Here is a 25,645-nt window from a genome sequence, read left to right as displayed (position 1 = left end):
GGAGTACCGACGCATGAACGACGACCAGCTCCCTGCCGAGGCTGCCGCCACCGCTGCCCGCTTTCGCGCCGCCGTGGAAAAGGAGGATCTCGCCGCGCTCGACGGGCTGTTCGCTGACGGCATCCGCCTCTACAGCCCGGTGAAGTTCCGGCCCTTCGAGGGCAAGCCGATGGTCATGGGGCTCTTCGGTGTCCTGCTGCGGACCTTCGAGGACTTCCGTTACGTCGGCGAGTACGCCGGTACGGCGGAGACGAGCGCCGACGGCGGTGAGGCCCCTTCGGCGGTCCTGCTCTTCCGTACGGTTGTGAACGGCAAGGCCGTCCACGGCGTCGACCTGCTCCACTTCGACGACCGGGGCCTGATCAAGGAGTTCACGGTGATGGTCCGCCCGCAGTCGGCGGTGCACGCCCTGGGAGAGGCGGTATTGGCCGGGTTGGTGGCCGACGGCCTCGTCCCCGCCACCGCCGCCACCGCCACAGTGGCATCACCCGCCTCGGACGCATCACAGGCATCCCCCGCATAGGCGACCGGGCGAGCGCCCCGCTCCCGACCGGCACCCGCCGCCCCCCGGCCTCCCTTTCGGCGGTGGCTACGCCACCGACGACCTCGCGCACTGGCGGCAGGCGCGCGCGGAAGCCGCCACCAGGGCGTGCGACGCGGCGGCCAGCGAGCCGGCCAGGGCGATCAGCGGCCAGTTCGTGGCCAGGAGTGCGGAGATGGTGAGAGCCAGGGTGGCGATCGCCATGGACACGCTCGCGGTGGTGCCGGTCCATGCGACCGCCAGGGGCAGCCGGTGAGGTGTCGGCAGCCGGCGGGCGAGCGTGCCGGTGGCGGCCAGTGTGCCCGCCGCGAGGAGCGCGGCCACGCCGGCGATCCCGGCGAGATGCACGGCCAGCAACTGGGCCGCCCGCGGGACGAGCCCGTCCTCGCCCGGGTCGGCACTCCGGATCACGTACCAGCAGGCGATCAGGAACGGGGCGGCGAGGAGCGCGGCCCGGGCGGTGTGCCGGGCCTGGGCGATGGTCAGCTCCCGCTGACAGCTGGGCACGATCTCCTCGGGGCTCCCGAAGTCCCGTACCGCTTGCCGGGCGGCCTGGTCGCGCGGCAACCCCTCGCGGGTGTACGCCGCGACCGTCTCCGCGAGGCCGTCGCGCACCTCCTCGACCAGCCGCGCCTTGACGCGGGCCGGCCCGTACAGGGCGCCCGCCAGGGCCGTGGCGTACTCCTCGACGGGGTCGGCGGCCCGTCGGCCGGCGGCGTTCACGTGGCGGGCCGGGGCGGCGCCGCCGGGTTCAGGACGGAGCCGATCGCCGTCGTGAACTCCTCCCACGCCGTCCGCTCACGCGCCAGGCTGCCCCGTCCGGCGTCGGTGAGCTCGTAACAGCGCCGCCGCCGCTCGCCGACGGAGTCCCACTCGCTGCTGAGCAGCCCGAGCCGCTCCAGCCGGTTCAGCGCCGGATAGATCGTTCCCGTCCGCAGGTCGAGCACGCCTCCGCTGCGCTGCTGGACCGCGGCGATGATCGCGTACCCGTGCAGCGGTCCTGCTTCGAGCACGGCAAGCAGCAGCCCGTCCAGATGTCCTCGTACCGCGTCTGCCCTCATTGGTAGGCCCTCATAGGTAGGCAGCCTACCCAAAGGAGGAGTAGGGGTGGTACCTATTGGCAGCCAACACATAGCGCACGGCCCGAGGAGCCCGCGGTGACCAAACTGCTGCTGTCCATACACGTCCTCGCGGCGATCCTGGCGATCGGACCGATCGCCGTGGCCGCCTCCCTGTTCCCCCGGTACGTCCGACAACCGGCGCCCGGCGGCGCGGACCGGCAGCCCACGTCCGGCGTCACGGATACGGGCGCTGCGGATGCCGGCGGCCGGGCCCTCGGGGTGGCCGCCTTCCTGCACCGAATCTGCCGGGTCTACGCCGTCGCCGGTATCGCCGTGCCCGTCTTCGGGATCGCCACCGCCGTCCAACTCGGCGTACTCACCGATGCCTGGCTGACGACTTCGCTCGCGCTGACCGCGATCGCCGCGGCCGTTCTCACGCTGGCCGTCCTGCCCCGCCAGAGGCGCCTGCTCGCCTCGCTCCAGGACGCGCCGCACCGTGAGGGCCAGGTCCCCGGGCCGCACCCCGCGGCGGCGCGACTGGCCATGCTCACAGGCGTTTTCAACCTCCTGTGGGCGGTCGTCGTCGTCCTCATGATCGTGCGCCCCGGCTCGACGACGGGAGCGTGACGCCGGTGCGCATCCTGCCCGTCGCGGCCGGCGTCGAGGCCGCCTCCCTCGTCGTCCTGCTCGCCAACCTGCTCACCGCGCACACGCCGGCGGTCGCCGCACTCACCGGCCCGCTCCACGGCACCGCGTACCTCGTCGTCGTCGCGACCGCTTGGCCGGCCCCCGGCGCCGCCTCGTCGGGGGCCCGGTGGCTCGCCGTCGTCCCCGGCGTCGGCGGCCTGCTCGCCCTCCGCCGGATACGGAACGGCCCGTCGCCGGGGTGAACCGGAGGGGTGGGGACGCCTGTCCGGTCGCGCTCAGGTGTCAGGCGGTGGGCCGTACGGCGAGAGCCGCGAGGTAGTCGGACACGGCCGCCACGGCGCCGGGGAGGGGGAAGCGTGCGCCCAGGTGGCCGTCCGGGCGTACGACGAAGCCGGTCGAGCCGTCGGGGCGGTAGAGCCGGGCGAACTCCCCGGCGGCGTCGCCGTATCCGGGCACGCCCAGGGCGCCGGGCGCGTCCGGGACGGATTCGCGGGCGAGGACGGCGACGGTCCGCAGGCCGTCCGCGAAGGGTGGGGCCTCGCCTCCCGTACCGCGTGGCGGCACACCGGCGGCCCGGAGTGACTCGGCGGTCTCGGCCAGGGCGGCGGGGTCGGCCGAGTACAGGAGCACCAGGTGGCCCGTACGGCCGCGAAGGATGTCGAGCAGTCGCAACGGATACGCGGCCACGGGCGCGGTCAGCCCGGCGCAGTCCGGGGCCCGGTCGCCCGGCTGGGGCGCGTCGGCCGGGCCGTACGGTTCGGCCGCGAGTGGTCCGTCCCGGTAGCCGACGAGCAACTGGGCCTCGCGGGCCACCAGGGTCCGCGGGTCGTCGGGGTCGGCCTCGAAACCCTGCCTGGCATGCCGAACGGTACGGCCGACGACCTCCTCGCCGACCGGGCGGCGCTCGGCGTCGTAGCTGGCGAGCAGAGCGGGGCCCGCCTTCTCCCCGATGACGAGGGCGAGTTTCCAGGCCAGGTTGCAGGCGTCCTGGATGCCGGTGTTCATGCCCTGGGCGCCGGTGGGCGGGTGGATGTGGGCGGCGTCGCCCGCGACGAAGACGCGTCCGTCCGCGTAACGGTCGACGATCCGGTGGCTGATGCGGAAGACCGACGACCAGCGCATCCGGGAAACGGACGCCGGTACGGGGCCCAGGCGGTCGACGACGGCCTGGATGTGGGAAAGCTCCGGGACCCGGCCGCCCTCCATGCCGTGCGCCACGCCGTCGCCCCGCCCGCCCTCCGGGCCGCTCGCGCGCGCGGAGAGTTCGGGCGGAACCAGCATCGACATGCGGTAGCGGCCCGTACCGGGCAGCGGAATGCAGACCAGCACGTCGTCGGTGGAACCGTCGTCGGCACGATGGACGGACCGTACGCCGTATCCGTGCGGCAGGTCCCAGTCGGCCTCGACGTCGGCCAGCATGTACTCCTCGGCGAAGGCCGCCCCCTCGAAGGTGAGACCCAGCGCTTTGCGGACGGTGCTGTGCGCCCCGTCGCAGCCGATCAGGTAGCGGACCCGCAGCTCCTCCTCGGCACCGGACGCGGTACGCAGCCGGGCGGTGACGCCTTCCCCGTCCTGGGTGAACGACAGCAGCTCGGTGCCGCGTTCGATGGACGTCCCCAGGTCGGCGACGTACTCCTCGAGCAGGCGCTCGGTCTCGTACTGCGGCAGCGCGGCGAACCCGTACGGCACCTCCGGCGGCAGCACGAGGTCGATCCGTGCCTCTTCCCGGCCGTTGACGTACGTGAACTGCCCGCGCAGCGGAGCCGCGGACTCCAATGCGGCGCGGGCCAGCCCCATGCGGTCCCACACCTCCAGGGTGCGGGGCTGGATGCCCACCGCCTTGGCGTAGGGAAGGCGGGCCGTCAGCCGGTCGACGAGACGGCAGCGCACTCCGTGCCGGCGGAGTTCCGCGGCCGCGCTCAGTCCGACCGGACCGGCCCCGGCGATCAGTACGTCGGTCCTACGGGGGTACGCCACGGATGCCTCCCAGTGCCGGCCCGCCCCGGAGTGGTTCCGTACTCCCCCATGGTCGCCCAGGGGTACGCACCGGGCGAGCCGGGCGCGGACGGCCCGCGCCACACGCTCCCGGCGCACCCCGGGGTGACCGCACTCTCACGTTCCGGGGTCACCGGGGCAGGACCACCCAGGACTTGGTGCCGTGCCGCAGGGGCGGCTCGGGGCGCACGGCCGCGGCGCAGAGGCCCCAGTCGCCGCCCCAGTCCTCGACCACGGCCGCGAGCAGCCACAGGGCGCGTCGGCGGCGCTCTTCGCAGAGGAGTACGGCATCGCAATCGGCATGCCGGGGATGCTGGTCCCAGACGACCACGCGGAGTGCGTCGTCGCGGTGGCGGAGGGAGAGGTAGAGGTCCTCCCCGAGGGCCGGCCGCGTCGCCGCCGCCAGGAACTCGGTCGCCGCCAGCAGGGCGGGCAGCCCGAAACGGTCCAGGCCGTGGGCGCGCAGAGCCGCCGCCATCGCACCGCGCACGATCGCGGCACTGCGGGGCACGCACGGCACGGTGAGGCTGAGCGCGAGCCCGCCGCCGGGACGCCGACGCCGGGACGGGCCCGGTTCGGGCCCCGGACCGGCCGGGCCGAGCGCGGTGCTGACGAATGGAGACATCATCTACTCCCTTGGGGAACGCGGGGCGGGGCCGGCTCTCTTTCGCGTGGGTGCGCACGATCGGCTCACGTGGCGGTGCGGGTGATGAGTGGTGGGCCTGTCTCCCTGACGCGGAACTGCCCCTCCCAGGGCAGGAGGTGACGGGCAGGACCGCGCGATGCACTTCCACTCGTCGTACGTGAGCGGTGCACAACCCACAGTAGCGGTGGTGGTTAATTTGCCACCTCTTTTGTGGAGACTGCACCCTTTCGTGGCCCGTCGCACGTGCAGGCGGCAGACTGCACACGACCGCAGGCGGAAGGGGCCGGCATGGCAGCGAGGACGTCTCCCACGGAACGTCAGAGAAGACTCGGGTCCGAGGTACGCAAGTTGCGCATGTCAGCCGATGTTTCGGCCGAGTTCGCGGCCGGGCTGCTCGGAGTCGACCGGGGCAAGATCTCCAACATCGAGTCCGGAGTACGGGCCATCAGCCCCGAGCGGCTGCGCACGTTGGCCTGCAACTGCGCGTGCACGGACGAGCGGTACGTCGACGCCCTGGTCGAGATGGCCCAACCGCAGAGGCGCGGCTGGTGGGAGCGTTACCGGGGGAGGCTGCCGCAGGGGCTGCTCGACATCGCCGAACTGGAAGCCTGCGCCCTACGCATGAGGGCCGCGTACTCCATGCACATGCCGGGACTGCTCCAGACGCCGGATCACGCCCTTGCCGTATTCCAGTTGGTCGTACCGCAGTTGCCGGAGCACGAAGTCGCTCTGCGCCTCGACCATCGCGTGGAACGCCAGCACGTCCTGGACGGCGAGGGGGCTCCGGCGTACACCGGGATCGTGCACGAGGCCGCCCTGCGGATGCGGTTCGGAGGGCGGGCAGTGGTGCGAGCTCAGCTCGACCACCTGCTCAAGAGATCCGAGCAGGAGAACATCACCCTGCTGGTCCTGCCCTTCGAGGCCGGGGCGTTCCCCGGGGCCGGGCAGACGGTCCTGTACGCGGAGGGGCCGGTGCCGCAGCTCGACACCGTACAGATCGACACTTCGCACGGACCGGAATTCCTGCACTCGGAAGCCCAGTTGGCGAAGTACCGGGCCCATCTCGACTGGATGGAGGACATCGCGCTGTCCCGCGAGGACTCGCGGGACTTCATTCGGACCATCGCACGCGAACTCTGAAGGGACGACCAATGTCAGAGATCCACTGGGACGAACCGTTCTGCGGCGAGGGGAACTCCTGCTTCCGCCTCGGTACGGACGCGCAGGGGAACGGCTACATCGCCGTGAACGGCGAGGAGGATCGTTACCTCACCGACAGCCGCGACGCCCTGCGCAGGATGATCCTCGACATCAAGGCCGGCAAGGCGGACCACCTGCTGTAGTCGGTGACGGTCCCGGCCGGCGGCGTACGGCGCGCCGACCGGGACCGGTCAGTTCTCGGGGGCGGCGGCCGGCGCCTCGCCACGGGGGAAGGACACCTCTACGCGCCGGTTCTTCTTCCGGCCCTCTTCGGAGTCGTTGTCGGCGATCGGGTAGTCCTCGCTGTAACCGCGGATCTCGAACGTGACGGTGGAGTCGAGGGACTTGTTCAACTCCTGCTGAACGGCGTCCGCGCGCTTCTTGGAAAGCACCTTGCCGTGTTCGTACGAGCCGAGGTCGTCGGTGAACCCGAAGACCCGGATCTTGGTCGCCTTCTGGTCGATGATCTCGTCGGCGATGGACTTGATACGGGAGGCGGCTTCCGCGTTGAGCTTCGCGCTGTCCTTCCCGAAGAGCACTTCCGCCTGAAGCGCGAACTTCACGTCGGAGTTCGTGTCCTCGCGCCGCTCCTCACCACCGAGGTCTTCGACGACGGACTTGATGTCGATGACGCGGGCGGGGGCGAGAGTGCCGCCGTCCGCCAGCTTCAGCCCGGGAGAGTTGCCGTCCACATCGGGAGGCGGCGACGTCGTCGTACTGCCGGGAGGCGCACTGGGCGAGGGGTCGGCCTGGGCCGCCGTCACGGAAAGACCCGTGAGCAGAGCTGCGGTGGCGAGGGTTGCCGTGGCGAAGCGTGCTGGGCGACTTCGGGAAAAGGTGCGATACATGGCGTCACTCACCATCGGAGATCTCGATAGTGATTACGGGCATGTCAGCGATTTGCAGGTCGACCTCGGTCGTTTCAGCCGGCGGTGCAGGGAATTGCGCGAACCACGCCTTCTCTTCATTCTCCTTGAAACCGCCCGAAAACTGGGTGCACAGGCAGCGCCCGTCGGTGTCGCGCAGAATTAGATACTTCTTCTTCCCCACCTTGTCCACCAAGGAAGCACCCGCCATGGAGGCCGCATTGTCGGAGAGCTCCTTTTCGCTTCCTCTCCACGAAGTCGGGTTCCAAAACTTCCCGTTACCGTTCCTCACCTTTCCGCTGACGGTCAGGAACCCACCCTCGTCCCGTACTGCCGAGTTGACGATGAGAGTGGTATTGGCGCCGCCACCCGTCACTTCGGCCAAGACGGTCTCCTCCTTCGGCGGTGCCTGAGACTCCTCACCCGTCGGCTCCTCGTCGCCGCCCTTGCCCTTGTTGCTTGGAGCCGAAGACGATCCGTTGTCGGACTTGCCCTCATCGCTTCCGCCGCAACCGGCCACCGTGAGGACCAAGCCAGTCGTGATCGCCACCGCGGTCAAAGCCCCTCGGGCCTTCATGGTGTGCCGCATGCTCATCAGTGACTCTTCCTTTTCCTTGTCGTGCGCTTGTCACTCGGCCAGGTGGACGGCGAACAGGTCATTCGCCTCGGGCAGATCGATCAGCTCGTCGACGGGGACCTTCGGGTCGATCTTCCACAGTCCGCTGCCCCGACAGTCGATCACGATGAGCTTCCCGGGATCACTGGCCACGATCTCGCACAGCGGCTCGACCACGGCAGTGGCATCAGCCTTGGCGTGCGTGTTCTCCGTGCCCGGGATGACCGAGTCGCCCACCGTAAAGCGAGTCTCGATCTTTGCGGTGAATGCGGGGTTACCGTTGACCTCGGTCCGCTCGACTGAGCCCTCCAGATCCGAGTCGTTCTGGTCCGCCAGCCGCGCCGCGGCAGCGTCGAACCCCGCACCGGGGAAGACTGCTTCGGCCATCAGCCACCGGGGCCATGCCACCGGATCATTCAGGTGGGCAAAGAAGCCGACCGTGAGCTCATCCCGTACGTCCTGGGCTGCTGCGAGGGCAGCTGCGTCAGCAGCGGACTGGGCTCCGTTGCGCGCAACAGCCGCCTGGGCGAAGGCGAAGTAAGCGAACGCAAGAAAGAGCAGACCCCCCACCACCACGACGTACATGGGGAGGGTCTGCCCTCGGTCATAACGAAGCCGCGCTGCGATCAGCCGCCGGTGATGTCGTCCACCGCGTCGCCAATGGCGGTCGAGATCGTCTCGTCCAGGTTCAGCTCCCGCACCGCCACCACGATCAGCGCGATCACCACGACCAGGCCCGCGTACTCCACGACGCTCGCGCCCTCGTCCGCCCGCTTCTGCATGCGGGTCACGACCGTGTCGCGCCAGTTGCTGATGGCGAGCTGGGCCTTCGTTGCGGTCTTGAGCGTGATGTCCTTCGCCATGGGGTGCCCCTCCGAGGTCGGCCGACGTGTGCGTTTCCGCGATGGTGGAAACGTACGGCGGGGCGGGGGTCCCGGCGGAGGGTCCGTGGGCCCAAGTCTGGGCCCAAAGGCCGGCTTGGGCCTGCCGAAGGGCCGTCTTCCTCGCCTGCTCAGCCATGACTCGCCGTCCCCCTCGCCGATCCCAGCCACAGCGCGATCGCCTCGCTCCGGCTCGCGCTGTGCAGCTTCGCGAAGATGCGGTTGATGTGGTTCTTCACGGTCTTCTCGCTGATGAAGCAGGTGGCGGCGATCTGCTGGTTGCTCATCCCCGAAGCGATCAGGTCCATGACCTCCACCTCCCTGGCACTCAGCCCGAAGTCCTGTAAGTTCCGCGTCCGTTGGGTCTGCCGGTCCGTTGAATACTGTGCCATGTCCGATTGCAGGTGCGAAGTAGTTTCTCGCGATCGGCCCGAATCCGAGACATCTGGCCCGGCATTGAGTCCCCGCGCGGCGTGTGCACTCGCATCGGGTGTCGCCGGGTGGCCGGGGACGCGGCTCCCGCCCGTGTACGGCCGGCCCGTGGCGTACGCCGCACCGAGCCCTTCCGGCAGCTCCGGTCCGCCTGTCCCCCGCGCGGCCCCGCCGCCGCCCCGCATGTGGGCCAGCAGCGCGTCCTGGGCCGACGCCGAGAAGTGGGCCCGGCCCGCCTTGATGTCCCGTACGGCCGCGACGAGCTGTTCGGCGGTGAACTCGCCGTGCACCAGGTAGCCGCCCGCGCCCAGCCGCAACGCCTCGCGCACGATCTCGCTCTCGCGGCTGTACGTCAGCATCAGCACCGGCGCGACCCGCACCAGGTACGGCAGCGCGGAGATGCCGTCGACGCCCGGCATCCGCACGTCCAGCAGCACCACGTCGGGCAGGTGGTACTGGGCTGCGGCGAGGGCCTGGCGGCCGTCGGTCGCCTCCGCGACGACCTCGACGTCGTCGCGGCCGCCGAGCAGGACGGTGAGCCCGGCCCGTACGACCGGATTGTCGTCGGCGACGACCACGCGCAGGAGCGACGGCGGGCCGAAGGGGTCGGGGGACGGATCAGGGAATGCCGCCGCCGGCGGGGGAACGCGGACCCCGGTGGGGGTGTGCTCCGAGCGCGGTTCGATCGTGTGCGACGACGTGTGCTGGGACACGTGGGACGGCGACGACACGGACGGGCGGGGCCCGGAGTCGTACGAGCTTTCGTCCGGCATGGTGCGGCCTCCTCTCGGGAGAGTGACGGGGGGCGGTGAGCGGTGGGCGGCGGGTCAGTTCGAGGCCCGCATCGGTGGGGGCAGTGGGGGCAGTGCGGGCAGGGGCGGACGTGGTCGAAGGCCGGTCGCGCCCGCCGGCGCCAGTGCCGCCGCCGGGAGTTCCACGCGTACCTCGGTGCCTCCGGCGCTTCGGCCGCGCCCGATGCGGATGCGCGCGCCGATGCCGGCCGCCCGCTCGACCATTCCGACCAGGCCGAAGTGGCCGGCCTTGCGGAGGTCGTCGAGGCTGATGCCGGCGGGCAGGCCACGGCCGTCGTCGAGGACGCTGATGCGCAGTATTCCGCCGGCCAGGCCGAACTCCACGGTCACCTGCGAGGCGTGCGCGTGGCGGTGGCTGTTCTCCATCGCCTCGGTGGCGATGGTCAGGAGGTGGCGTCCGACCGCGTGCGGCACGGTCGGCACGGGCGACGCGCCCGCGATGTCGCGGAAGGCCGTCCGGATGCCCGTACGCTTCCCGAAGTCGGCGAGTCGGGCCGCCAGTTCATCCGCGACGACGACTCCCCCGGTGTCGTAGTCGGCCTGCCTGCGCAGGTCCGACAGGATCTCGCGGGACTCCGCCGCCGCCCGCCGCGCCGACCGGGCGACCATGCCGGCCTGGTGCTTGACGGTCAGCGGGTCCATGCGGTCGGCGGACTGCGCCAGTCCCTCCGCCGCCATCGCGACGCCGTGCAGGGTCTTGGCGACCGAGTCGTGCATCTCCCGGGCCAGGCGCGCCCGCTCGCCCTCCACCGCGTCCGTGACGGCGAGCCGGGCGTTGGCCTCGGAAAGGGCCTGCGTCGCCGCCCCGAATCGGAACATCAGATTCCGCAATGTGACACCGATGATGCCCGCCGCCACGCAGAAACCGCTTATCAGCAGCGTGCTCGCCGGGCTCGCCATCCGTTCCGACCAGGCCGTGTACGCGGCCGCCAGCAGCAGGATCTGGATCGCCGTGAAGATGCCCGCGCCGCGCCAGCCGTACAGCAGGCCCGCGAGGAGCGGCGTGCACACGGTGGCGTATCCGAGGGCCGAGTCGGGCGAGGCGGTCAGCAGCAGGACCGAGCCGAAGAGGACGTCGACGCCCATCAGCGTGCGGTACTTGATGAGCAGCGGGCCGAACACCTCCCAGTCCCGCAGCATCGCGTACGAGCCCACGAAGCTGAAGACCACCGCCCCGCCGACCAGCCAGCCGCCGAACTGCCCGTCCGCGCGGGCGAGCGCGAAGGGCGCGCCGAGCGCGATCATGGCGAGGCGGAAGCCGAAGACCTGGCGGCACAGCGCCTGCAGGGCGTTGATCTGGATCGGGATGCTCGGTGCGGGAACGTCGTCGGCCAAGGCGGACGCGGGAGCCTCTTCGGGGACGGCCGCGCCGCCGTGCAGGGCCGTCGTGTCACCACCGCCGGCCGGCGTGCGGGGCCCGGTGCGGGGCCCGTGCCGGAGCCGGATCGTGGGGAGCGACACCATGGCCGTCAGCCGCCGAAGACCGAGCCGAAGTCGGTCTCCGACCCCAGGAACATGTTGGTGACGATGAGGAGCAGCGTCGCCGGGACCATGAAGGCGAGCGTGACGACCGTCGTCTTGGGGATCGCCTTGGCCGCGCGGCGGCGCGAGTTCTGTGCGTCGGTGCGGCGCATGTCGTTGGCGATCTGGATCAGGGTGTCCGCGATCGGAGCGCCGAGTTCCTCGCCCTGCTGGAGCGCTGTCACGAACTGCGAGACCTGCTCGGACTCGTTGCGCCGGCGCAGTTCGTCGAAGGCCTGGCGGCGGCTCACGCCCATGTCCATCTGGCGCAGGGTGATGCGCACCTCGTCGGCCCAGGGGCCTTCGTACTTCTCCGACACGCGGTCCAGCGCCTGCCGGAAGCCGAGACCGGCGCTGACGACGACGGCGAGTACGTCGAGGAAGTCGGGCAGGGTCCGCTCGATGACGTCCTTGCGTTCGCGGACGGCCTGCCAGATGGTGACGTCCGCCGCGAACAGTCCGTACGCGATGCAGAAGACGCCGAAGAGCGGCAGGTCCTTCAGCAGCAGCACGAGCGCCGACAGGCCGCCGAACAGGCCGTAGACGGCGCGCCGCGCGGCGTACCGGTCGACTGTGAGGCCGCCCGGGTTGCCCGCCGAGTCGATCTTGCGGCGCTTCTTGTCGACCCGCCGGGGGCCCATGAGGCGCAGTACGGCCGGGGCGAACCGCATGCCGAGGCGGTCGACCGCCGATTCCGGGCCCGAGACGCGCGAACCGCCGATCTCCAGGGCGACGGCCAGGTCGCCGGGGATCTTGGCCTCGGCGCGGTACATCCTGATGCCCTGGAACGCGCCCGCGACGCTCAGCCCGACCACCAGCGCGAGAAGCAGTGCCATGCTGGATACCTCCTGTCTCCGTACGGGCGGTCAGACGTCGATCTTGCCGAGGCGGCGCATGACGATGAAGCCGAGCGCGTAGAGCCCTATGGCCACGATCACGATGATCTGGCCGACGGGGCTTCCGGTCATCCGGGCCATCGAGCCGGGGGTCACGGAGTTGAGCATGATCATCGCGCCGAGGCCGAGCAGGGGGATCGTGTACGCGGTGGCGTTGACCTCGGCGAGCATCGTGCGGACCTCGCGCCGCGTCTCCTTGCGCTCCTCCAGCGTCTCCGTGAGGTTGCGCAGCGATCCGACGACCGTGCCGCCGGCCCGGTTGGAGAGGACCAGGGTGGTGACCAGGACGACGAGCTCGCGCGACGGCAGGCGCTCGGCCAGTTCCCCGAGGGCGTCGTCGATGGACCGGCCGACCGCGAGCTGGTTGGCCACCCCGGCCAGTTCCTCGCCCGCCGGCGCTTCCAGCTCCTCGGCCGCCATGCTGAGCGCGGTACGCAGGGCCAGTCCGGCGGCGGTCGCGTTGGCGAGTATCCGGGACAGGTCGGGAAGCTGGTTGATGAAGGCTTCGATCCGCTTCTGCCGCTGCCAGTTGAGGAACGCGCTGGCCCCCCAGAGGGCGACCAGGCCGGCGACGGGGCCGAAGAAGGGCGCCAGTACGGACGAGGCGATCAGCCAGAGCGCCGCCACGCCGACGACCACGTAGACGAAGAACTCGCCCGCCGTCAGGTCGAGCCCGGTGGCCGAGAGCCGTACGTGGATCCTCTTGCCCAGAGCGGTCTTCCGCAGCCGCCGGTCGACCGCCGTGAACCGCCGCTGCCGGCCCACCGGATGGGGGCCGCTGATGGCCAGGCGGTCGACGAGGGCGGCACGCTGGGCCTTGCCCGACACGTACGTGTGCAGCCCGGCGACGGCGAAGGCGCCGCAGAGCAGCGTGCTGCCGATCGCCAGCATTGCGGGATTGTTCATCGCGTACCTACTGGGCCTCTCGTACGTAGAGCGGATTGAGCGGGTCGAGCGGATCATCGAGGTCCGCCACGCCGAAGGCGGGCGGGATCGGCTCGTTCGCCAGGTGGAGCCGGTCCGCGATGCGGCGCGGCAGCCCCAGGTGTTCGAACCGGCCGTGGACGACGCGGTCCGCGCTCATCGGCTGGGCGAGGAAGCGCGAGACGGTGGCGATCTGGAACCGCTCGCGGCCGTGGGACACCAGGATCGCGATCTCGCTGATCTTGCGGGAGCCGTCGGCCATGCGGGCCAGCTGCACGATGACGTCGATGGCGCTGTTGATCTGGTCCCGCAGCGCCTCGAAGGGGATCTCGACCTCCGACATCGAGCCGAGGGTCTGCAGGCGCATCAGTGCGTCCTCGGCGCTGTTGGCGTGGACGGTCGCGAGCGAGCCGTCGTGGCCGGTCGACATGGCCTGGAGCATGTCGAGCGTCTCCCCGCCTCGCACCTCACCGACGATGATGCGGTCGGGGCGCATGCGCAGGGAGTTGCGCACGAGATCGCGGATCGTGATCTGGCCCTTGCCCTCGACGTTGGGCGGCCGGGTCTCCAGGCGGATGACGTGCGCCTGCTGGAGCTGGAGCTCGGCCGCGTCCTCGACGGTGATGATGCGCTCGTGGTCGGGGATGAGTCCGGAGAGGGCGTTGAGGAGCGTGGTCTTCCCGGAGCCCGTGCCGCCGGACACGATGACGTTGAAGCGGGCCCGCACGAGAGCCGACAGCAGCAGCAGCATCTGTTCGTCGAGCGTGCCGAGGCCGATCAGCTCCTGGAGGCGGTACGCGCGCGGGAAGCGGCGGATCGTGAGCGTCGGGCCGGTGAGGGACAGCGGCGGGATGATGACGTTGACGCGCTCGCCGGACGGGAGGCGGGCGTCGACCATCGGATTCGACTCGTCGACGCGGCGGTTGACGGTCGAGACGATGCGCTCGATGGTCTGCATGAGCTGCTCGCTGGACGCGAAGCGCATGGGGAGCTGCTCCACACGGCCTGCGCGCTCGACGAAGATCGAGTCGGGGCCGTTCACCATGATCTCGGTGATGGACGCGTCCTCGAGGAGCGGCTCCAGCACGCCGAGCCCGAGCGCTTCGTCGACGACCCGGCGGATGAGCTGCGAACGCTCGGCGGTGGAGAGGACGGGCCCCTCACGGCTGATGATGTGGGCGAGGACGCGCTCAAGCCGGGCCCGCCGCTCGCCGGCCGCGAGCGAGGACATCTCCGCGAGGTCGATCTCCTCGAGCAGCTTGGTCCGGTAGGTGGCGACCAGGTGGCCGTCCTCCCGCCCTCCCGCGTGCTCGTCGGGGGCGGTGATGCGTGCCCGCAGACTCATGTGCGTCACTCCTCGGTGGTGCGGATCGCTCGTGCGGCTCTGTTGTACGGGTCGCTCGTGGGCGGCGCCTCTCCCATCGGACGGTCGCTACCGGTCCTCCTGGTCCGCGGGCATCGTCACCGAGCGATCCACCGTGCCGAAGTCCGGCATGCCCGGGACGACCGAGGGGATCTGGACCGTGGCCTCGGCGGTGACGACGTCCCCGGTCTCCACCGCGATGTCCGTTCGTCCTGCCATCCAGTCGCTCATCGCTGCCAGACCCGTGGCACGGCCCTGCCCCCGCAACTCCTCCTGCGCCTCCGTACGGGCCGCCGCGCGCGCCGCGGTGCCCGCCTGGGAGGCGGCGTAACCGACGATGCCGAGCTGGATGCCGGCCATGGCGACGATCAGCAGGATGGGCAGGAACCCGGCGAACTCCAGGATGGCCGCTCCCCGGTCGCGTTCCCGCCCGCCGATCCGGCGCAGTAGACGTCTCACGGCCCGTCCCCTTCCTTCGCGGCGCCCGCACTGCCGTCCACGTCCCACGGGAAGTTGCCGGCTCCGGGGAAGAGGATCGGAGTGTTGAGCCCGACGCTCGCCTTCCACAGGTTGCCCTCCTCGCGGCAGTCGATCCCGGCTCCGTCCTGCCACGACGACGGCAGGTGCTCCTCGGCCGCCGCCCGGCATGCCGCCTGTCCGCTCTCACCCCGCGTGGCCGCCGCCGTGGCCGCCCGCGCGCCCTCGTCCGCCGCGTTGCCGGCCAGCGAGAACGTGTAGCCGAACAGGACCGCCTGCCACATCGCGACCATGACGAAGATGATCAGAGGCGCCATGCCCGCGAGCTCGACCGTGACCGCACCCCGGTCGCGGTCCTTGCCCCGCCCCCGGAACCCGATCGCCCCCCGGTCGCTGCGCAGCAGCTTCCCGGCACCTTTGCTCCCCGAGCCCGCCGCCGGCTTGACCAGCCCCAGCTCGCCGGCCAGCGCCCACAGGGCCTGCCGGACCGTGCCGCGGCTGTCGAGATCCTGCATGCGGCCCGCGTCCGTGGCCGCCTGGAGTTCCTTGAAGTTGGCCGGGATCGCGGCGCGCGCCACCTTCGTGCCCGTGATCCGCTCGACCAGCGGCGGCTGGATCTCCGTGTTGCGGTTGTGGCGGTTGACGACGGTGGTCGTCTCCTCCGCCTTGCGGATCTGCAACCGGTCCCACATCCGCACCATGCGCTTGGCCGCCCGTACGGCCACCACGTCCGGCGTCACCACGAGCAGCGCCTGGTCGGCCATTTCGACGGCGGCCGCGTTGGCGCTGTTCATCTGCGTACCGCAGTCGACGACCACGACCTCGTAACGGTTGCGCAGCGCGCTCACCACCTGCCGCGCCACCCGGTCGGTGACCTCCTCGCCCCGCTCCCCCTCGGCCGGGGCGAGCACCAGGCTGATGCCCGTGGGGTGGGAGAAGACGGCGTCCTGGAGTACGCGCGGCGAGATGTCGGCGATGCCGGCCAGGTCGACGATCGAGCGGCGGAACTGCACGTCCAGGTACGACGCCACGTCGCCCGACTGGAGGTCCAGGTCCACCAGCGCGACCGTACGCCCCGACGCCTTCGCCGCGAGGGCGAGCTGTACGGCGACGACCGTGGCCCCGGTGCCGCCCTTGGCGCCCGTCACCGTCACCACCGTGCCGCCGGGCCCGGCGAAGACGTCCGGCCCGGTGCCCAGGTGGCGTCGTACGCCCGTGGACCAGGACGCGGCGCCCTGCACGCGGGCCGCCAGCTCCTCGTAACCGAGCGGCAGTCCGACCAGCCCGCGCGCACCGGAGTCCATGGCGGCCGTGAAGAGCGCGGGCCCGGTGTCGCCGGTGACGAGGACGACGCCGACCGCCGGGAAGCGGAGCGCGACTTCCCGGATCAACTCCAGCGCGGGCACCGGCCCGATGCGCTCGTGCACGAGCACCACCTCGGGCAGCTCGTCGAGCGATTCGCCCGCGAGCCTGGCGAGGGTGTCGAGAAGCGACGTGGAGTCGATGACGGGCGCGGCGGGTTCGGCGTCGGGGAGCTGGCTGAGGAGAGTGGTGATGGCGCGGGCGGCGTCAGGATCGCCGACCGCCGGGAGGATACGAGTCGTCATGCGCCGGTCCTCACTTGTCCCCGTCGAGGGTGTACTCGCGGTCGCGCGGCGAGATGGTGGTGTCGCTGCCGTCGGCCACGAGGGCCAGGCGCACGTGCTCGGCGAACGACTCCGCGTACGCCACGCGCTGGGCGTCGAGCGTGTTCAGGGCGAAGGTGATCGGTACGGCGTCCTTGGCACGGCGGCTGCGGTCGTTGCTGCCCGGCTCCAGAGCCGTGATCTTGCCTACGTCGAGCACGCGCGCACCGGAGACGATGACCTGGGACTTGTTCGGCTGCCCCTCGTCCTCGCCCTCGAACGTGGCGAAGATGTTCACTCTCGCACCGGGATTGATCTTGCCCGCGACGCCGGTGGCGGCATCGATCATGATCGCGATCTCCTGCTCACCAGACCCGAGTTCCGGTTTCTTCACGATCATGTCGCTCTGGAGGAGTGAGCCCTTCTGGAGCTGGGTCACCGCGATCTTGCCGCGTACCTCCGCGATGTCGGTCACGGCATTGGCGGAAAGCCACCGCTTCGGCATCGAGATCTTCTCGAACTGACCGGAGTCGAGCTGTTTGTACGGTTCCACGTCGTTCTTGAGCCGGTACGCCGAGACTTCCGGACCCACCTTTGAGTTCACATCACTGATCACCGAGAGCACGCCGGCGAACGCCCCGAAGGCGCAGAGAACCGACAGGAGCAGCAGAATGACGCCGCGGCGCTGACGTGAGTTCATGGAGTAGGGCTACCTCGATCAGGAACGTCGGATCAGGGTCAGGGTCTGGATGTCGAGCAGGATCACGGTCACGGTCAACGGACATGCGTGGAACAGTTGTGCTGCCTGAGGGATATCGTGCCCCGCGCGACGCTATGACGACCCCTGGTTCAGGACACCGACCGCACGGGATTGATTCTCGGGCGGGGTGAGGGGGGAGGAGCAGAACCCGCAGCGGTCGCCGATGAGTTCGACGCCGCACCAGCGGCACTTCTCGCGCCGCACGGAGGCGACCAACTGGTAGAGCACGGAGATGTCCGGCAGATAGGCGGCGAACTCGATCATCTTCGCCGTGCCCCACCAGCGCGGGGAGTCGGCGGGCAGCCCGATCTCGTGCACGCCGGACACCTGCCAGGCGGGCGCCAGGACGCCGGTGACCCAGTCGGACGCGAGGGCGCCCCGGCCGACGAGCAGCTGAGTGGCGAACTCGGGACCGGCCAGGCCGGCGGAGGCGGCAGCCGCAGCGGGGGCGTCGGACCCGGCGCGGGTGGCGACCACACCTGAAGCCGAGGCGCCACCGCGGCTACGACTGCCACGGCTGTGGCTGCTGTGAGTGCTGCTGCTGTTGTGGTTACTGCTGTTACTGCTGCTGATTTTGACCAACTGCGGGTTCGGGTTGGCCAGTACGGCGAACTGCGTGCCCGGCATCCAGGACTTCGCGTGCGACTTGAGGCTTACGGGGACGCGGTCGAGCTTGGTGACGGAGTTGAGGAGCGCGCCGGAATAGATGTAGTGCGAGAGAAGCCGAGCGGCCGAGGCGACGACACCCGCGCTGAAGTCACAGATGGACAACTGACGGAGCTGCCGTACGAGTACGGCGATCCCGAGCGGTGGCAGATCCAGCTTCAGCAGCGCGAGCCGGTCGGTCTCCAGCATCGAACGGAGGGTGTGGAGGCGGCGCTCGTGGGTGGCCGGAATGGACGCCGGATAGACGGCGACGACGTATCCGTACCGCTCCAGCATGACGTGCATGTCGACGAGCGCGGCTTCGAGCGGCTGATCGCCGGGTGCCTGTAACAGGGCTGCGGTGGGGGTCTGCTGATCGGTCGGCGGCAACACCAAATCGGCGCTGGTGACTGCGATCGCGGTCGGCACGTTGGTTTCCCCGTTCACTCCGTACGCCGCTGATCCCGGCGGCGTCCGCAGATCGATGCTGCTCCGTCGTGCTGCACCAGCACTTTATCCACGGCCTACGTGGCGGAGAACACTTTTCCTTTTTCTCATACCGGGGTGGTGGGGTGGGCGGGGCGGCGCGAAGGGTTTGGGGAGGAAGCTAGGGGGGCGGGGGTTGGGGTGGCTGGGGAACCACCCGTTGCTTCTGGCCCAGTCTCAGCGGGTGTGACGACGGCCGTTGGCGCGACACCGCATTCGGCCCCCGGGGAAGCCCACGGGGAACCGGAAACAACCACCGCCCCCGGCCCAACAAAGCCCTCCGCCTGTCACCCCGGCCCCCACCCCCGCCGCAGCCAACTCCCCCAACCATCCTCTTCTGCCAGAGGTCTTGACAACACAATTGGTCTGAACCATTTTATCGACCAACGACCAACGACCAAAACCCGGCAGCAAACGGTGGCCACCGTCTCAGCGACTCCTCCCCACACTCCCCCACCGGAGGCAGCAAGTGGACCGCCCAGCTCTTCCCCTCATAGCCCTCACCGCCGCCACCCTGCTCACCGCCGGTCTGGCCGCCCCCGCCGCCCAAGCCGCCGCAGACTCCCCCGTCCGTGGCGCACCCCGATCCGCACCCCAATCCACCCTCCAAGCCGCCGCCGCCGACGTCAACGTCGTGAAGAACGCCGGCTTCGAGGCCGGGCTCAGTAACTGGGCCTGCTCCGCAGGCAGCGGTGCCACCGTTTCTTCCCCCACTCACGGTGGTACCGCTGCCCTCAAGGCCACCCCCGGCGGCCAGGACAACTCCCGCTGTTCGCAGACCGTCACCGTCAAGCCGGGTGCGACGTACACCCTCAGCGCGTGGGTCCAGGGCGGGTACGCCTACCTCGGAGCGAGCGGCACCGGGACCACCGACGTGTCCACCTGGACGCCCGACTCGTCCGGCTGGAAGCAGCTGACCACCAGCTTCAAGGCAGGCCCCTCCACCACCTCCGTGACGGTCTACACGCACGGCTGGTACGGCCAGAGCGCCTACTACGTCGACGACGTCTCCGTCTTCGGCCCCGACGGCGGCGGCGGGACCGACCCCGAGCCGGGCATACCGGCCGCCCCCGCCGGACTGACCGTCGGGGCGACGACGTCGTCCTCCGTCGCTCTCTCGTGGTCCGGTGTCAGTGGCGCCACCGGGTACAACGTCTACCGCGGCGGTACGAAGGTCCGGTCCGTGACCGGGACCTCGGCCACCGTCTCCGGGCTTGCGGCAGACACCGCGTACCAGTTCCAGGTCACCGCCACCAATGCGGCCGGCGAGTCGCCCAAGTCCGCTTCCGTCAGCGGCCGTACCGCCCCCGGCGGCGGCGATCCCGGCCCCGGGCCGGCCGTGCCCAAGCACGCGCTGACCGGTTACTGGCAGAACTTCAACAACGGCGCCACCGTGCAGAAGCTCCGTGACGTACAGGCGCAGTACGACATCATCGCCGTCTCGTTCGCCGACTCGACCGCCACGCCCGGCCAGATCGTCTTCAACCTCGACCCCGCGGTCGGGTACGCGAGCGTCGCCGACTTCAAGGCGGACATCGCCGCGAAGAAGGCCGCCGGCAAGTCGGTGATCATCTCGGTGGGCGGCGAGAAGGGCAACGTCACCATCAACAGTGACGCGTCCGCCACCGCCTTCGCCAACAGCGCGTACGCCCTCATGCAGGAGTACGGCTTCAACGGCGTCGACATCGACCTCGAGCACGGGATCAACTCGACGTATCTGACGAAGGCGCTGCGCCAGCTGTCCGCGAAGGCGGGCTCCGGGATGGTCCTCACCATGGCGCCGCAAACCATCGACATGCAGAACACCGGGACCGAATACTTCAAGACGGCGCTCGCGGTGAAGGACATCCTGACCGTCGTCAACATGCAGTACTACAACAGCGGCTCCATGCTCGGCTGTGACGGCAAGGTCTACTCGCAGGGGTCCGTCGACTTCCTCACCGCCCTCGCCTGCATCCAGCTGGAGGGCGGGCTCGCCCCGAGCCAGGTCGGGATCGGCGTACCGGCGTCCACGCGGGGCGCGGGCAGCGGGTACGTCCCGCCGTCCATCGTGAACGCCGCCCTGGACTGCCTGACCCGGGGAACCAATTGCGGCTCCTTCAAGCCCGCCAAGACCTACCCCGGTCTGCGCGGCGCCATGACCTGGTCGACGAACTGGGACGCGACGGCCGGCAACGCCTGGTCGAACGCGGTGGGACCGCACGTGCACAACCTGCCGTAGGCACGGCGCCGCCGGCCGGCCCCGTGCGTCAGCGCCGCCGCTCCCCCGGCGGCGCTGGCGCACGCGCACGCGCACGCGGATGCGCCTGCGGTCGCGTGCGAGTCGGTCCGTCGGTCGCAGCCCCTACCAGGGCAGCTCCCGTACCTGCTGCACGCACAGCACGATGAACAGCAGGCCCGCCGTGATCAGCATTCCGTTGCTCAGCAGACCGTTGCGCCATTCGGCCGGGGTGCGGTCGGAGTTCAGGAGCCACACCAGGGTCAGGGCCAGGAACGGCATGAAGAACGCGCCGAGCACGCCGTACACCACGACCAGGCCGAACGGCTGGTCCAGCCACAGCAGCGCCATGGGCGGGAAGGTCAGCCACAGGGCGTACGCCCGGAAGGGGAGGGAGCGCTCCTTGACGCCGGCCGCGACCTCCTCCACCGTGCCCGCGTCGACGGGGGCGCCCTTGCGGTCGCGCTGGAGGCGCTCGACGAAGTCGGCGAACATCAGGCTCACGCCGTGCCACACGCCGATGAGGGACGAGAAGGACGTGGCGAAGAAGCCGACGAGGAACAGCTTGGCCGTGACGGCGCCGTAGCGGTCCTCAAGGATCTTGCCGAGGTCGATCAGGCCGCGGTCGCCCTTGGTGAGGGCGAGCTGGGAGGAGTGCAGCAGTTCCGCGCCGACGATCAGCATCGCGACGACGAAGATGCCGGTGGTGATGTAAGCGACGCGGTTGTCGAGGCGCATCACCTTCATCCACCCGGAGTCGGTCCAGCCCTTGGCGTTCACCCAGTAGCCGTACGCCGCCATGGTGATCGTGCCGCCGACGCCGCCGATCAGGCCGAGGGTGTAGAGGAGCGAGCCGTCGGGGAGGACCGGGGCGAGGCCGGCGAAGGACGCGCCGATGTCCGGGCCGACGCGGACCGCTACGTACACGACGACCACGAACATCACGCCGACCAGGACCGTCATGACCTTCTCGAAGACGGCGTACTGGTTGAACCAGACGAAGGCCAGGCCCACCAGGCCCGTGACGATCGCCCATGTCTTGAGGCCGGGGCCGTCGGGGAAGAGCGCCACGATGGGGAGGGCGGAGGACGACATGGCGGTCGCGCCGTAGACGAAGCCCCAGATGACGACGTAGATCGCGAAGTAGACGGTGGTCCACTGGCCGAGGCTGCGCCAGCCCTCGAAGAGGGTGCGGCCGGTGGCGAGGTGCCAGCGGCCGGCCGCTTCGGCCAGCGAGATCTTGACGAGGCAGCCGATGACGGCGGCCCACATCAGCGTGTAGCCGAACTTGCTGCCCGCGATCAGGGTGGCGACGAGGTCGCCGGCTCCGACGCCGGTCGCGGCGACGACGATGCCGGGGCCGATGTACTTCCAACTGGACTTGCGCGGCGGGGAGACGGCCTTCCCCGTGCCGCTGCCGCTCTCTGTCGTCTCTGCCATCTCAGGCGTCCTCCCGCTCGTCCCCAAGTAGTGATCCACGTCACCAAAGCGGGGTCGGGGGTGATCGCGCAAGAGGACGGCAGGACGCACCGGTGGCCGAACCCCGCTCTTGACCCGTGCATGCCATGCGCCCACCATGTGCCCAGCACCCCCGCACGACATGCGTCGCACACCCCCACACTCCCCACCCAGGAGACAGCATGCGACTTCGCATACGCGGAAGAGGGTCCGCCGCGTCCGGCGCCTCGGCCAAGTCCGCCACACTCGCGGGCCTTGCGGCCCTGGTGGCGCTCGCCGTGGCGGCGCCGCTCACCGCGAGCGCGTCCCCGACGGGGGCGCGACCCGCCCCCGCCGCCGCAGCCGAAGAAGTGATCCGGCAGTACGAGATCCACGGTCCGGCCACCGCCGCCGACCGCACCGCCGTCGCGGCCACCGGCGTGTCGGTGGACGAATCCGACGACCACTCGGTCGTCGTCAGCGCCAACGCCGCGCAGCTGAGGCGGCTCAAGGCGCTCGGTTACGCGCCGAAGGCGCTGCCGGGGCCGCCGGCCCGCCTGAACGGGCTGGCCGCCGAACCGTTCGACTTCCCTCCCGCCGACTCGCGCTACCACAACTACGCCGAGATGAACGCGGAGATCAACCAGCGCCTCCAGCAGTACCCGAACCTCATGAGCAAGCGCGTGATCGGCAAGTCGTACCAGGGCCGCGATCTCATCGCCATCAAGATCAGCGACAACGTGGCGACCGACGAGAACGAGCCCGAGGTCCTCTTCACCCACCACCAGCACGCCCGCGAGCACCTGACTGTCGAGATGGCGCTCTACCTGCTGCGCGAGCTGGGCGCGGGCTACGGCTCGGACTCCCGGATCACCAACGCCGTCAACGGCCGTGAGATCTGGATCATCCCCGACCTCAACCCGGACGGCGGCGAGTACGACATCGCGTCCGGCTCGTACCGCAGCTGGCGCAAGAACCGGCAGCCCAACAGCGGTTCCTCGTACGTCGGTACGGACATGAACCGCAACTGGAACTACAAGTGGGGCTGCTGCGGCGGTTCCTCGGGGTCGTTCAGCTCGGAGACGTACCGGGGCCGCGCGGCCGAATCCGCTCCCGAGGTGAAGGTCGTCGCCGACTTCGTCCGTTCGCGGATCGTCGGCGGCAAGCAGCAGATCAGGACCGGCATCGACTTCCACACGTACAGCGAGCTGGTGCTCTGGCCGTTCGGCTACACGAACGCGGACACGGCGCCCGGCATGACCCAGGACGACCGCAACGCCTTCGCAGCCGTCGGCCAGAAGATGGCCGCGAGCAACGGTTACACGCCGGAGCAGTCGAGCGACCTCTACATCACCGACGGGTCGATCGACGACTGGCTGTGGGGCAACCAGCGGATCTTCGGGTACACCTTCGAGATGTACCCGAGCGGCTTCGGCGGGGGCGGGTTCTACCCGCCCGACGAGGTGATCGAGCGCGAGACCAGCCGCAACCGGGACGCGGTGCTGCAGTTGCTGGAGAACTCGGACTGCATGTACCGGTCGATCGGCAAGGAGCAGCAGTACTGCGGCTGAGCGGCTGCCGCTGAGCGGGGCCCGGGGCTGCCGCCCGGGGCCCCGCTTCTCGTGGGGTCGTGCGGGTGCTCAGCGCCTAGTGGCCCCGGCCCGCCAGGTAGAAGCCCAGCACCGGGGCGAGCTGGGCGAACCACTCCTGGAGCTTCGCCTGGTTGCGGGCGGCCACCACGCCCTCGTAGAACCGGCCGTCGGGCAGCACGACGGCCACCATCAGGACGCCGCCCCCGGGGCCGGCCTTGTAGTGGACGGTCGCGATGTCGCGCCAGGGGAAGTCGAGGGTGGCGCCGTCGCGTTCGAGTGACACGCCTTCGGAGTCGACCACGACGGCGTTGCGGCGGTCCGCCGCCAGGAAGTCGGGGCCGGGCACGGGCGCCGGTACGGGTACGGGTGCGGGCGCGCCCGGCGAAGGCGCGTACGGCGGCTGCGTGACCGGGGCGTAGGCCGGGGGCGGCGGGCCGAAGCCTTGGGGAGGCGGTGCGTACGCCTCCGGCACCGCGCCGCCCTGCTGTCCGGTCTGTTCGTCCATGCCCCCAGTATGGACGCCCGGGAAGGGCCGGATCCGGGGCCCCCGGGGGTCTCGTGCCGCGCGGACGCGCCGCCTCGCCCGCCGCGGTCCGCGAACACGCCCACCTCCGGCGCAAGCCCGTTCGGCGCGCTCGGCCGCGTGCTACACCGGGCGCGACCACTCCCCGCGGCGAACTGGACGCTACGCATGCACGTACGACCCATGGCGCAGAACGTTTCCGACCGATCCCCGGCCGACGCGCTCCGGCGCCCGCCTCGGACCCCGCGCGTACGTACCCGGTCCTGGGCGGCGCTGCTGGTGGCCGCGCTGCTGCCGCTGTCCGCCGCCACCCCCGCACTGGGCGCGCCCGCCGACGCGGGTGACGTACGGGCCGTACGGGAGGTCAGGTCCCCGGAGCGGCTGACACCTGACCTGGTCGCGCTGACGCAGCGGCTGCGCATCCCCGGGGCGGTCGTCTCCGTCAGTACGCCCGAGTGGGGGACCTGGACCACGACGATCGGGACCGGCGACCTCGCTACCGCAAGGCCCACCAGTACCGCCGACCATATGCGTGTCGGCAGCATCACCAAGACCTTCACGGCGACGGTGATCCTCCAGCTCGTCGACGAAGGCAGACTGTCGCTCGACGATCCGGTGGCGGCCTACCGCCCGGACGTCCCTAACGGGAAGAACATCACCGTCCGCCACCTGCTCCAGATGACCAGCGGGCTCTACAACTACTCCGAGGACCTGGGCTTCAACCAGCGGCTCGACCGGCAGCCGGAAGCGGAGTGGACTCCCCGGGAGCTGCTGGATGTGGCGTTCGGCCACCGCCCGTACTTCAAGCCGGGCAAGGGCTGGCACTACTCCAACACGAACTACGTGCTGCTCGGGCTCATCGCCGAGCAGCTCACCGGCCGGCCGATCGGCCGGCTGTTCCAGGAGCGGGTCTTCGGCCCGGTCGGCATGCACCGGACCGCGTTCGCCAACGGCTCGCAGATTCCCGGTCCGTACGCGCGGGGCTACCAGTTCATCGGCAACGTCGCGAGCCTGACCGCGCCGGTGCTGACCGGGAAGAAGGCCGCGTGGGCGAACTGGTCGGCCGGCAACCCGCTGGACGTCACGCACGTCAACGCCTCGTGGGCGTACGCGGCGGGCGCCGCCGCGTCCACCGTGGACGACCTGCGGCGATGGGCGCCGGCACTGGCCACCGGGGCTCTGCTGAGCCCCGAGGTGCAGCGGGAGCGGCTGCACTTCGTCCCCACGTCCGACGTGCCCGGCAGCCCCGACTACGGACTGGGCATCGCGAACGTCGACGGCTTCCTCGGCCACGACGGGCAGATCCCCGGCTACAACAGCTTCGTGGGCCACGACCCCGAGCGCCGCGCGACCATCGTGGTGCTCGTCAACCTGAACCAGTCGCCCGACGGCAGCGCGCCGGCCGACGAGCTGACCAAGCTCGTCATCGCCAAGCTCTTCCCCCGTGCGGGCACGGTGGCCAAGGGCTGACGTCCGGACC

At 70.5% G+C, this 25,645-nt stretch carries 27 protein-coding genes; 8 read left to right on the top strand and 19 right to left on the bottom strand.

Going from position 1 to position 25,645, the window contains the following annotated elements:
- Positions 1-13: 13 nt before the first annotated feature.
- On the top strand, positions 14-523 hold the full coding sequence (locus tag AC07FK_RS14690) for a nuclear transport factor 2 family protein (protein ID WP_479105241.1): 510 nt from the start codon (positions 14-16) through the stop codon (positions 521-523).
- Between the two features lie 66 nt (positions 524-589).
- Here the strand turns inward: AC07FK_RS14690 and AC07FK_RS14685 are convergent, their stop codons facing one another.
- Both AC07FK_RS14685 and AC07FK_RS14680 read right to left on the bottom strand, forming a co-directional pair.
- A complete protein-coding gene (locus tag AC07FK_RS14685; protein WP_479105240.1) occupies positions 590-1,264 on the bottom strand; it encodes a permease prefix domain 1-containing protein in 675 nt (224 codons plus the stop codon).
- Positions 1,261-1,602 carry a PadR family transcriptional regulator gene (locus tag AC07FK_RS14680; protein ID WP_479105239.1) on the bottom strand — a complete coding sequence of 114 codons (342 nt, stop codon included), beginning with the start codon at positions 1,600-1,602 and terminating at the stop codon, positions 1,261-1,263. Before AC07FK_RS14680 ends, AC07FK_RS14685 begins: the two co-directional genes overlap by 4 nt.
- A 96-nt stretch (positions 1,603-1,698) precedes the next feature.
- On the opposite strand from AC07FK_RS14680, the gene AC07FK_RS14675 reads away from it, so the two are divergent.
- Complete coding sequence (locus AC07FK_RS14675; protein WP_479105238.1) at positions 1,699-2,229, top strand: DUF2269 family protein; 531 nt, start codon at positions 1,699-1,701, stop codon at positions 2,227-2,229.
- 5 nt (positions 2,230-2,234) lie between these two features.
- Positions 2,235-2,492 (top strand): hypothetical protein, encoded by a 258-nt coding sequence (locus AC07FK_RS14670; RefSeq protein ID WP_479105237.1) that lies wholly within the window; start codon positions 2,235-2,237, stop codon positions 2,490-2,492.
- A 40-nt stretch (positions 2,493-2,532) separates the two neighbouring features.
- Here AC07FK_RS14670 and AC07FK_RS14665 read toward each other — a convergent pair whose 3' ends face one another.
- Together AC07FK_RS14665 and AC07FK_RS14660 are read right to left on the bottom strand one after the other, a co-directional pair.
- Positions 2,533-4,227 (bottom strand): FAD-dependent monooxygenase, encoded by a 1,695-nt coding sequence (locus AC07FK_RS14665; RefSeq protein WP_479105236.1) that lies wholly within the window; start codon positions 4,225-4,227, stop codon positions 2,533-2,535.
- Between the two features lie 148 nt (positions 4,228-4,375).
- Positions 4,376-4,870, bottom strand: a complete 495-nt coding sequence (locus AC07FK_RS14660) for an ATP-binding protein (RefSeq protein WP_479105235.1) — start codon at positions 4,868-4,870, stop codon at positions 4,376-4,378.
- A 309-nt stretch (positions 4,871-5,179) separates the two neighbouring features.
- Between AC07FK_RS14660 and AC07FK_RS14655 the strand changes: the two genes are divergently transcribed.
- Complete coding sequence (locus AC07FK_RS14655) at positions 5,180-6,031, top strand: helix-turn-helix domain-containing protein (protein WP_479105234.1); 852 nt, start codon at positions 5,180-5,182, stop codon at positions 6,029-6,031.
- 11 nt (positions 6,032-6,042) lie between these two features.
- On the top strand, positions 6,043-6,234 hold the full coding sequence (locus AC07FK_RS14650; protein ID WP_479105233.1) for a hypothetical protein: 192 nt from the start codon (positions 6,043-6,045) through the stop codon (positions 6,232-6,234).
- Between the two features lie 48 nt (positions 6,235-6,282).
- Here the strand turns inward: AC07FK_RS14650 and AC07FK_RS14645 are convergent, their stop codons facing one another.
- From AC07FK_RS14645 to AC07FK_RS14585, 13 genes are all read right to left on the bottom strand, one after another.
- The gene (locus AC07FK_RS14645) at positions 6,283-6,939 is read right to left on the bottom strand and encodes an OmpA family protein (RefSeq protein ID WP_479105232.1); all 657 of its coding nucleotides are present in this window, start codon (positions 6,937-6,939) and stop codon (positions 6,283-6,285) included.
- A 4-nt stretch (positions 6,940-6,943) separates the two neighbouring features.
- On the bottom strand, positions 6,944-7,552 hold the full coding sequence (locus tag AC07FK_RS14640) for a hypothetical protein (RefSeq protein ID WP_479105231.1): 609 nt from the start codon (positions 7,550-7,552) through the stop codon (positions 6,944-6,946).
- A 33-nt stretch (positions 7,553-7,585) separates the two neighbouring features.
- A complete protein-coding gene (locus AC07FK_RS14635) occupies positions 7,586-8,158 on the bottom strand; it encodes a pilus assembly protein TadG-related protein (RefSeq protein WP_479105230.1) in 573 nt (190 codons plus the stop codon).
- Positions 8,159-8,199: 41 nt separating this feature from the next.
- Entirely contained in the window at positions 8,200-8,436 is a 237-nt protein-coding gene (locus tag AC07FK_RS14630) for a hypothetical protein (protein ID WP_479105229.1), read from the bottom strand.
- A gap of 149 nt (positions 8,437-8,585) precedes the next feature.
- On the bottom strand, positions 8,586-9,659 hold the full coding sequence (locus AC07FK_RS14625) for a response regulator (RefSeq protein ID WP_479105228.1): 1,074 nt from the start codon (positions 9,657-9,659) through the stop codon (positions 8,586-8,588).
- A 54-nt stretch (positions 9,660-9,713) separates the two neighbouring features.
- On the bottom strand, positions 9,714-11,162 hold the full coding sequence (locus tag AC07FK_RS14620; protein WP_479105227.1) for a sensor histidine kinase: 1,449 nt from the start codon (positions 11,160-11,162) through the stop codon (positions 9,714-9,716).
- Positions 11,163-11,167: 5 nt separating this feature from the next.
- Positions 11,168-12,055, bottom strand: coding sequence for a DUF5936 domain-containing protein (locus tag AC07FK_RS14615; protein ID WP_479105226.1), 888 nt, complete (start codon positions 12,053-12,055; stop codon positions 11,168-11,170).
- Positions 12,056-12,085: 30 nt separating this feature from the next.
- Positions 12,086-13,021: a type II secretion system F family protein gene (locus AC07FK_RS14610; RefSeq protein ID WP_479105225.1), complete on the bottom strand. Its 936-nt coding sequence runs from the start codon at positions 13,019-13,021 to the stop codon at positions 12,086-12,088.
- A gap of 7 nt (positions 13,022-13,028) precedes the next feature.
- Positions 13,029-14,384 (bottom strand): CpaF family protein, encoded by a 1,356-nt coding sequence (locus tag AC07FK_RS14605; protein ID WP_479105224.1) that lies wholly within the window; start codon positions 14,382-14,384, stop codon positions 13,029-13,031.
- Positions 14,385-14,471: 87 nt separating this feature from the next.
- Positions 14,472-14,861 (bottom strand): TadE family protein, encoded by a 390-nt coding sequence (locus AC07FK_RS14600; RefSeq protein ID WP_479105223.1) that lies wholly within the window; start codon positions 14,859-14,861, stop codon positions 14,472-14,474.
- On the bottom strand, positions 14,858-16,486 hold the full coding sequence (locus tag AC07FK_RS14595; RefSeq protein ID WP_479105222.1) for a CpaE/TadZ family protein: 1,629 nt from the start codon (positions 16,484-16,486) through the stop codon (positions 14,858-14,860). Before AC07FK_RS14595 ends, AC07FK_RS14600 begins: the two co-directional genes overlap by 4 nt.
- Before the next feature lie 10 nt (positions 16,487-16,496).
- Positions 16,497-17,204 carry a Flp pilus assembly protein CpaB gene (gene cpaB / locus AC07FK_RS14590; RefSeq protein ID WP_479105221.1) on the bottom strand — a complete coding sequence of 236 codons (708 nt, stop codon included), beginning with the start codon at positions 17,202-17,204 and terminating at the stop codon, positions 16,497-16,499.
- 132 nt (positions 17,205-17,336) lie between these two features.
- Positions 17,337-18,338, bottom strand: a complete 1,002-nt coding sequence (locus tag AC07FK_RS14585; protein ID WP_479105220.1) for a hypothetical protein — start codon at positions 18,336-18,338, stop codon at positions 17,337-17,339.
- A 526-nt stretch (positions 18,339-18,864) separates the two neighbouring features.
- Here AC07FK_RS14585 and AC07FK_RS14580 point away from each other — a divergent pair.
- Entirely contained in the window at positions 18,865-20,616 is a 1,752-nt protein-coding gene (locus AC07FK_RS14580) for a chitinase (RefSeq protein ID WP_479105219.1), read from the top strand.
- A gap of 123 nt (positions 20,617-20,739) precedes the next feature.
- On the opposite strand, the gene AC07FK_RS14575 is transcribed toward AC07FK_RS14580, so the two are convergent.
- Positions 20,740-22,053 (bottom strand): Nramp family divalent metal transporter, encoded by a 1,314-nt coding sequence (locus tag AC07FK_RS14575; RefSeq protein ID WP_479105218.1) that lies wholly within the window; start codon positions 22,051-22,053, stop codon positions 20,740-20,742.
- 200 nt (positions 22,054-22,253) lie between these two features.
- Between AC07FK_RS14575 and AC07FK_RS14570 the strand changes: the two genes are divergently transcribed.
- Positions 22,254-23,621 (top strand): M14 family metallopeptidase, encoded by a 1,368-nt coding sequence (locus tag AC07FK_RS14570; protein WP_479105217.1) that lies wholly within the window; start codon positions 22,254-22,256, stop codon positions 23,619-23,621.
- A gap of 76 nt (positions 23,622-23,697) precedes the next feature.
- On the opposite strand, the gene AC07FK_RS14565 is transcribed toward AC07FK_RS14570, so the two are convergent.
- Positions 23,698-24,147 carry a hypothetical protein gene (locus AC07FK_RS14565; RefSeq protein ID WP_479105216.1) on the bottom strand — a complete coding sequence of 150 codons (450 nt, stop codon included), beginning with the start codon at positions 24,145-24,147 and terminating at the stop codon, positions 23,698-23,700.
- Positions 24,148-24,348: 201 nt separating this feature from the next.
- Here AC07FK_RS14565 and AC07FK_RS14560 point away from each other — a divergent pair, with 201 nt between their 5' ends.
- A complete protein-coding gene (locus AC07FK_RS14560) occupies positions 24,349-25,635 on the top strand; it encodes a serine hydrolase domain-containing protein (RefSeq protein ID WP_479105215.1) in 1,287 nt (428 codons plus the stop codon).
- Positions 25,636-25,645 lie beyond the last annotated feature (10 nt).

The sequence above is a fragment of the Streptomyces sp. NPDC046122 genome (assembly GCF_056429965.1).
The sequence above is the reverse complement of the archived record's forward strand: the minus strand, read 5'-3'. Positions and strand labels throughout refer to the sequence as shown.

Bases quoted from the DNA above. Each gene is read 5' to 3' on its own strand.
- AC07FK_RS14690 (WP_479105241.1), top strand. From the start codon at position 14: ATGAACGACGACCAGCTCCCTGCCGAGGCTGCCGCCACCGCTGCCCGC.
- AC07FK_RS14680 (WP_479105239.1), bottom strand. From the start codon at position 1,602: ATGAGGGCAGACGCGGTACGAGGACATCTGGACGGGCTGCTGCTTGCC.
- AC07FK_RS14660 (WP_479105235.1), bottom strand. From the start codon at position 4,870: ATGTCTCCATTCGTCAGCACCGCGCTCGGCCCGGCCGGTCCGGGGCCC.
- AC07FK_RS14655 (WP_479105234.1), top strand. From the start codon at position 5,180: ATGGCAGCGAGGACGTCTCCCACGGAACGTCAGAGAAGACTCGGGTCC.
- AC07FK_RS14650 (WP_479105233.1), top strand. From the start codon at position 6,043: ATGTCAGAGATCCACTGGGACGAACCGTTCTGCGGCGAGGGGAACTCC.
- AC07FK_RS14645 (WP_479105232.1), bottom strand. From the start codon at position 6,939: ATGTATCGCACCTTTTCCCGAAGTCGCCCAGCACGCTTCGCCACGGCA.
- AC07FK_RS14640 (WP_479105231.1), bottom strand. From the start codon at position 7,552: ATGAGCATGCGGCACACCATGAAGGCCCGAGGGGCTTTGACCGCGGTG.
- AC07FK_RS14635 (WP_479105230.1), bottom strand. From the start codon at position 8,158: ATGTACGTCGTGGTGGTGGGGGGTCTGCTCTTTCTTGCGTTCGCTTAC.
- AC07FK_RS14630 (WP_479105229.1), bottom strand. From the start codon at position 8,436: ATGGCGAAGGACATCACGCTCAAGACCGCAACGAAGGCCCAGCTCGCC.
- AC07FK_RS14625 (WP_479105228.1), bottom strand. From the start codon at position 9,659: ATGCCGGACGAAAGCTCGTACGACTCCGGGCCCCGCCCGTCCGTGTCG.
- AC07FK_RS14620 (WP_479105227.1), bottom strand. From the start codon at position 11,162: ATGGTGTCGCTCCCCACGATCCGGCTCCGGCACGGGCCCCGCACCGGG.
- AC07FK_RS14615 (WP_479105226.1), bottom strand. From the start codon at position 12,055: ATGGCACTGCTTCTCGCGCTGGTGGTCGGGCTGAGCGTCGCGGGCGCG.
- AC07FK_RS14610 (WP_479105225.1), bottom strand. From the start codon at position 13,021: ATGAACAATCCCGCAATGCTGGCGATCGGCAGCACGCTGCTCTGCGGC.
- AC07FK_RS14605 (WP_479105224.1), bottom strand. From the start codon at position 14,384: ATGAGTCTGCGGGCACGCATCACCGCCCCCGACGAGCACGCGGGAGGG.
- AC07FK_RS14595 (WP_479105222.1), bottom strand. From the start codon at position 16,486: ATGACGACTCGTATCCTCCCGGCGGTCGGCGATCCTGACGCCGCCCGC.
- cpaB (WP_479105221.1), bottom strand. From the start codon at position 17,204: ATGAACTCACGTCAGCGCCGCGGCGTCATTCTGCTGCTCCTGTCGGTT.
- AC07FK_RS14575 (WP_479105218.1), bottom strand. From the start codon at position 22,053: ATGGCAGAGACGACAGAGAGCGGCAGCGGCACGGGGAAGGCCGTCTCC.
- AC07FK_RS14570 (WP_479105217.1), top strand. From the start codon at position 22,254: ATGCGACTTCGCATACGCGGAAGAGGGTCCGCCGCGTCCGGCGCCTCG.
- AC07FK_RS14565 (WP_479105216.1), bottom strand. From the start codon at position 24,147: ATGGACGAACAGACCGGACAGCAGGGCGGCGCGGTGCCGGAGGCGTAC.
- AC07FK_RS14560 (WP_479105215.1), top strand. From the start codon at position 24,349: ATGGCGCAGAACGTTTCCGACCGATCCCCGGCCGACGCGCTCCGGCGC.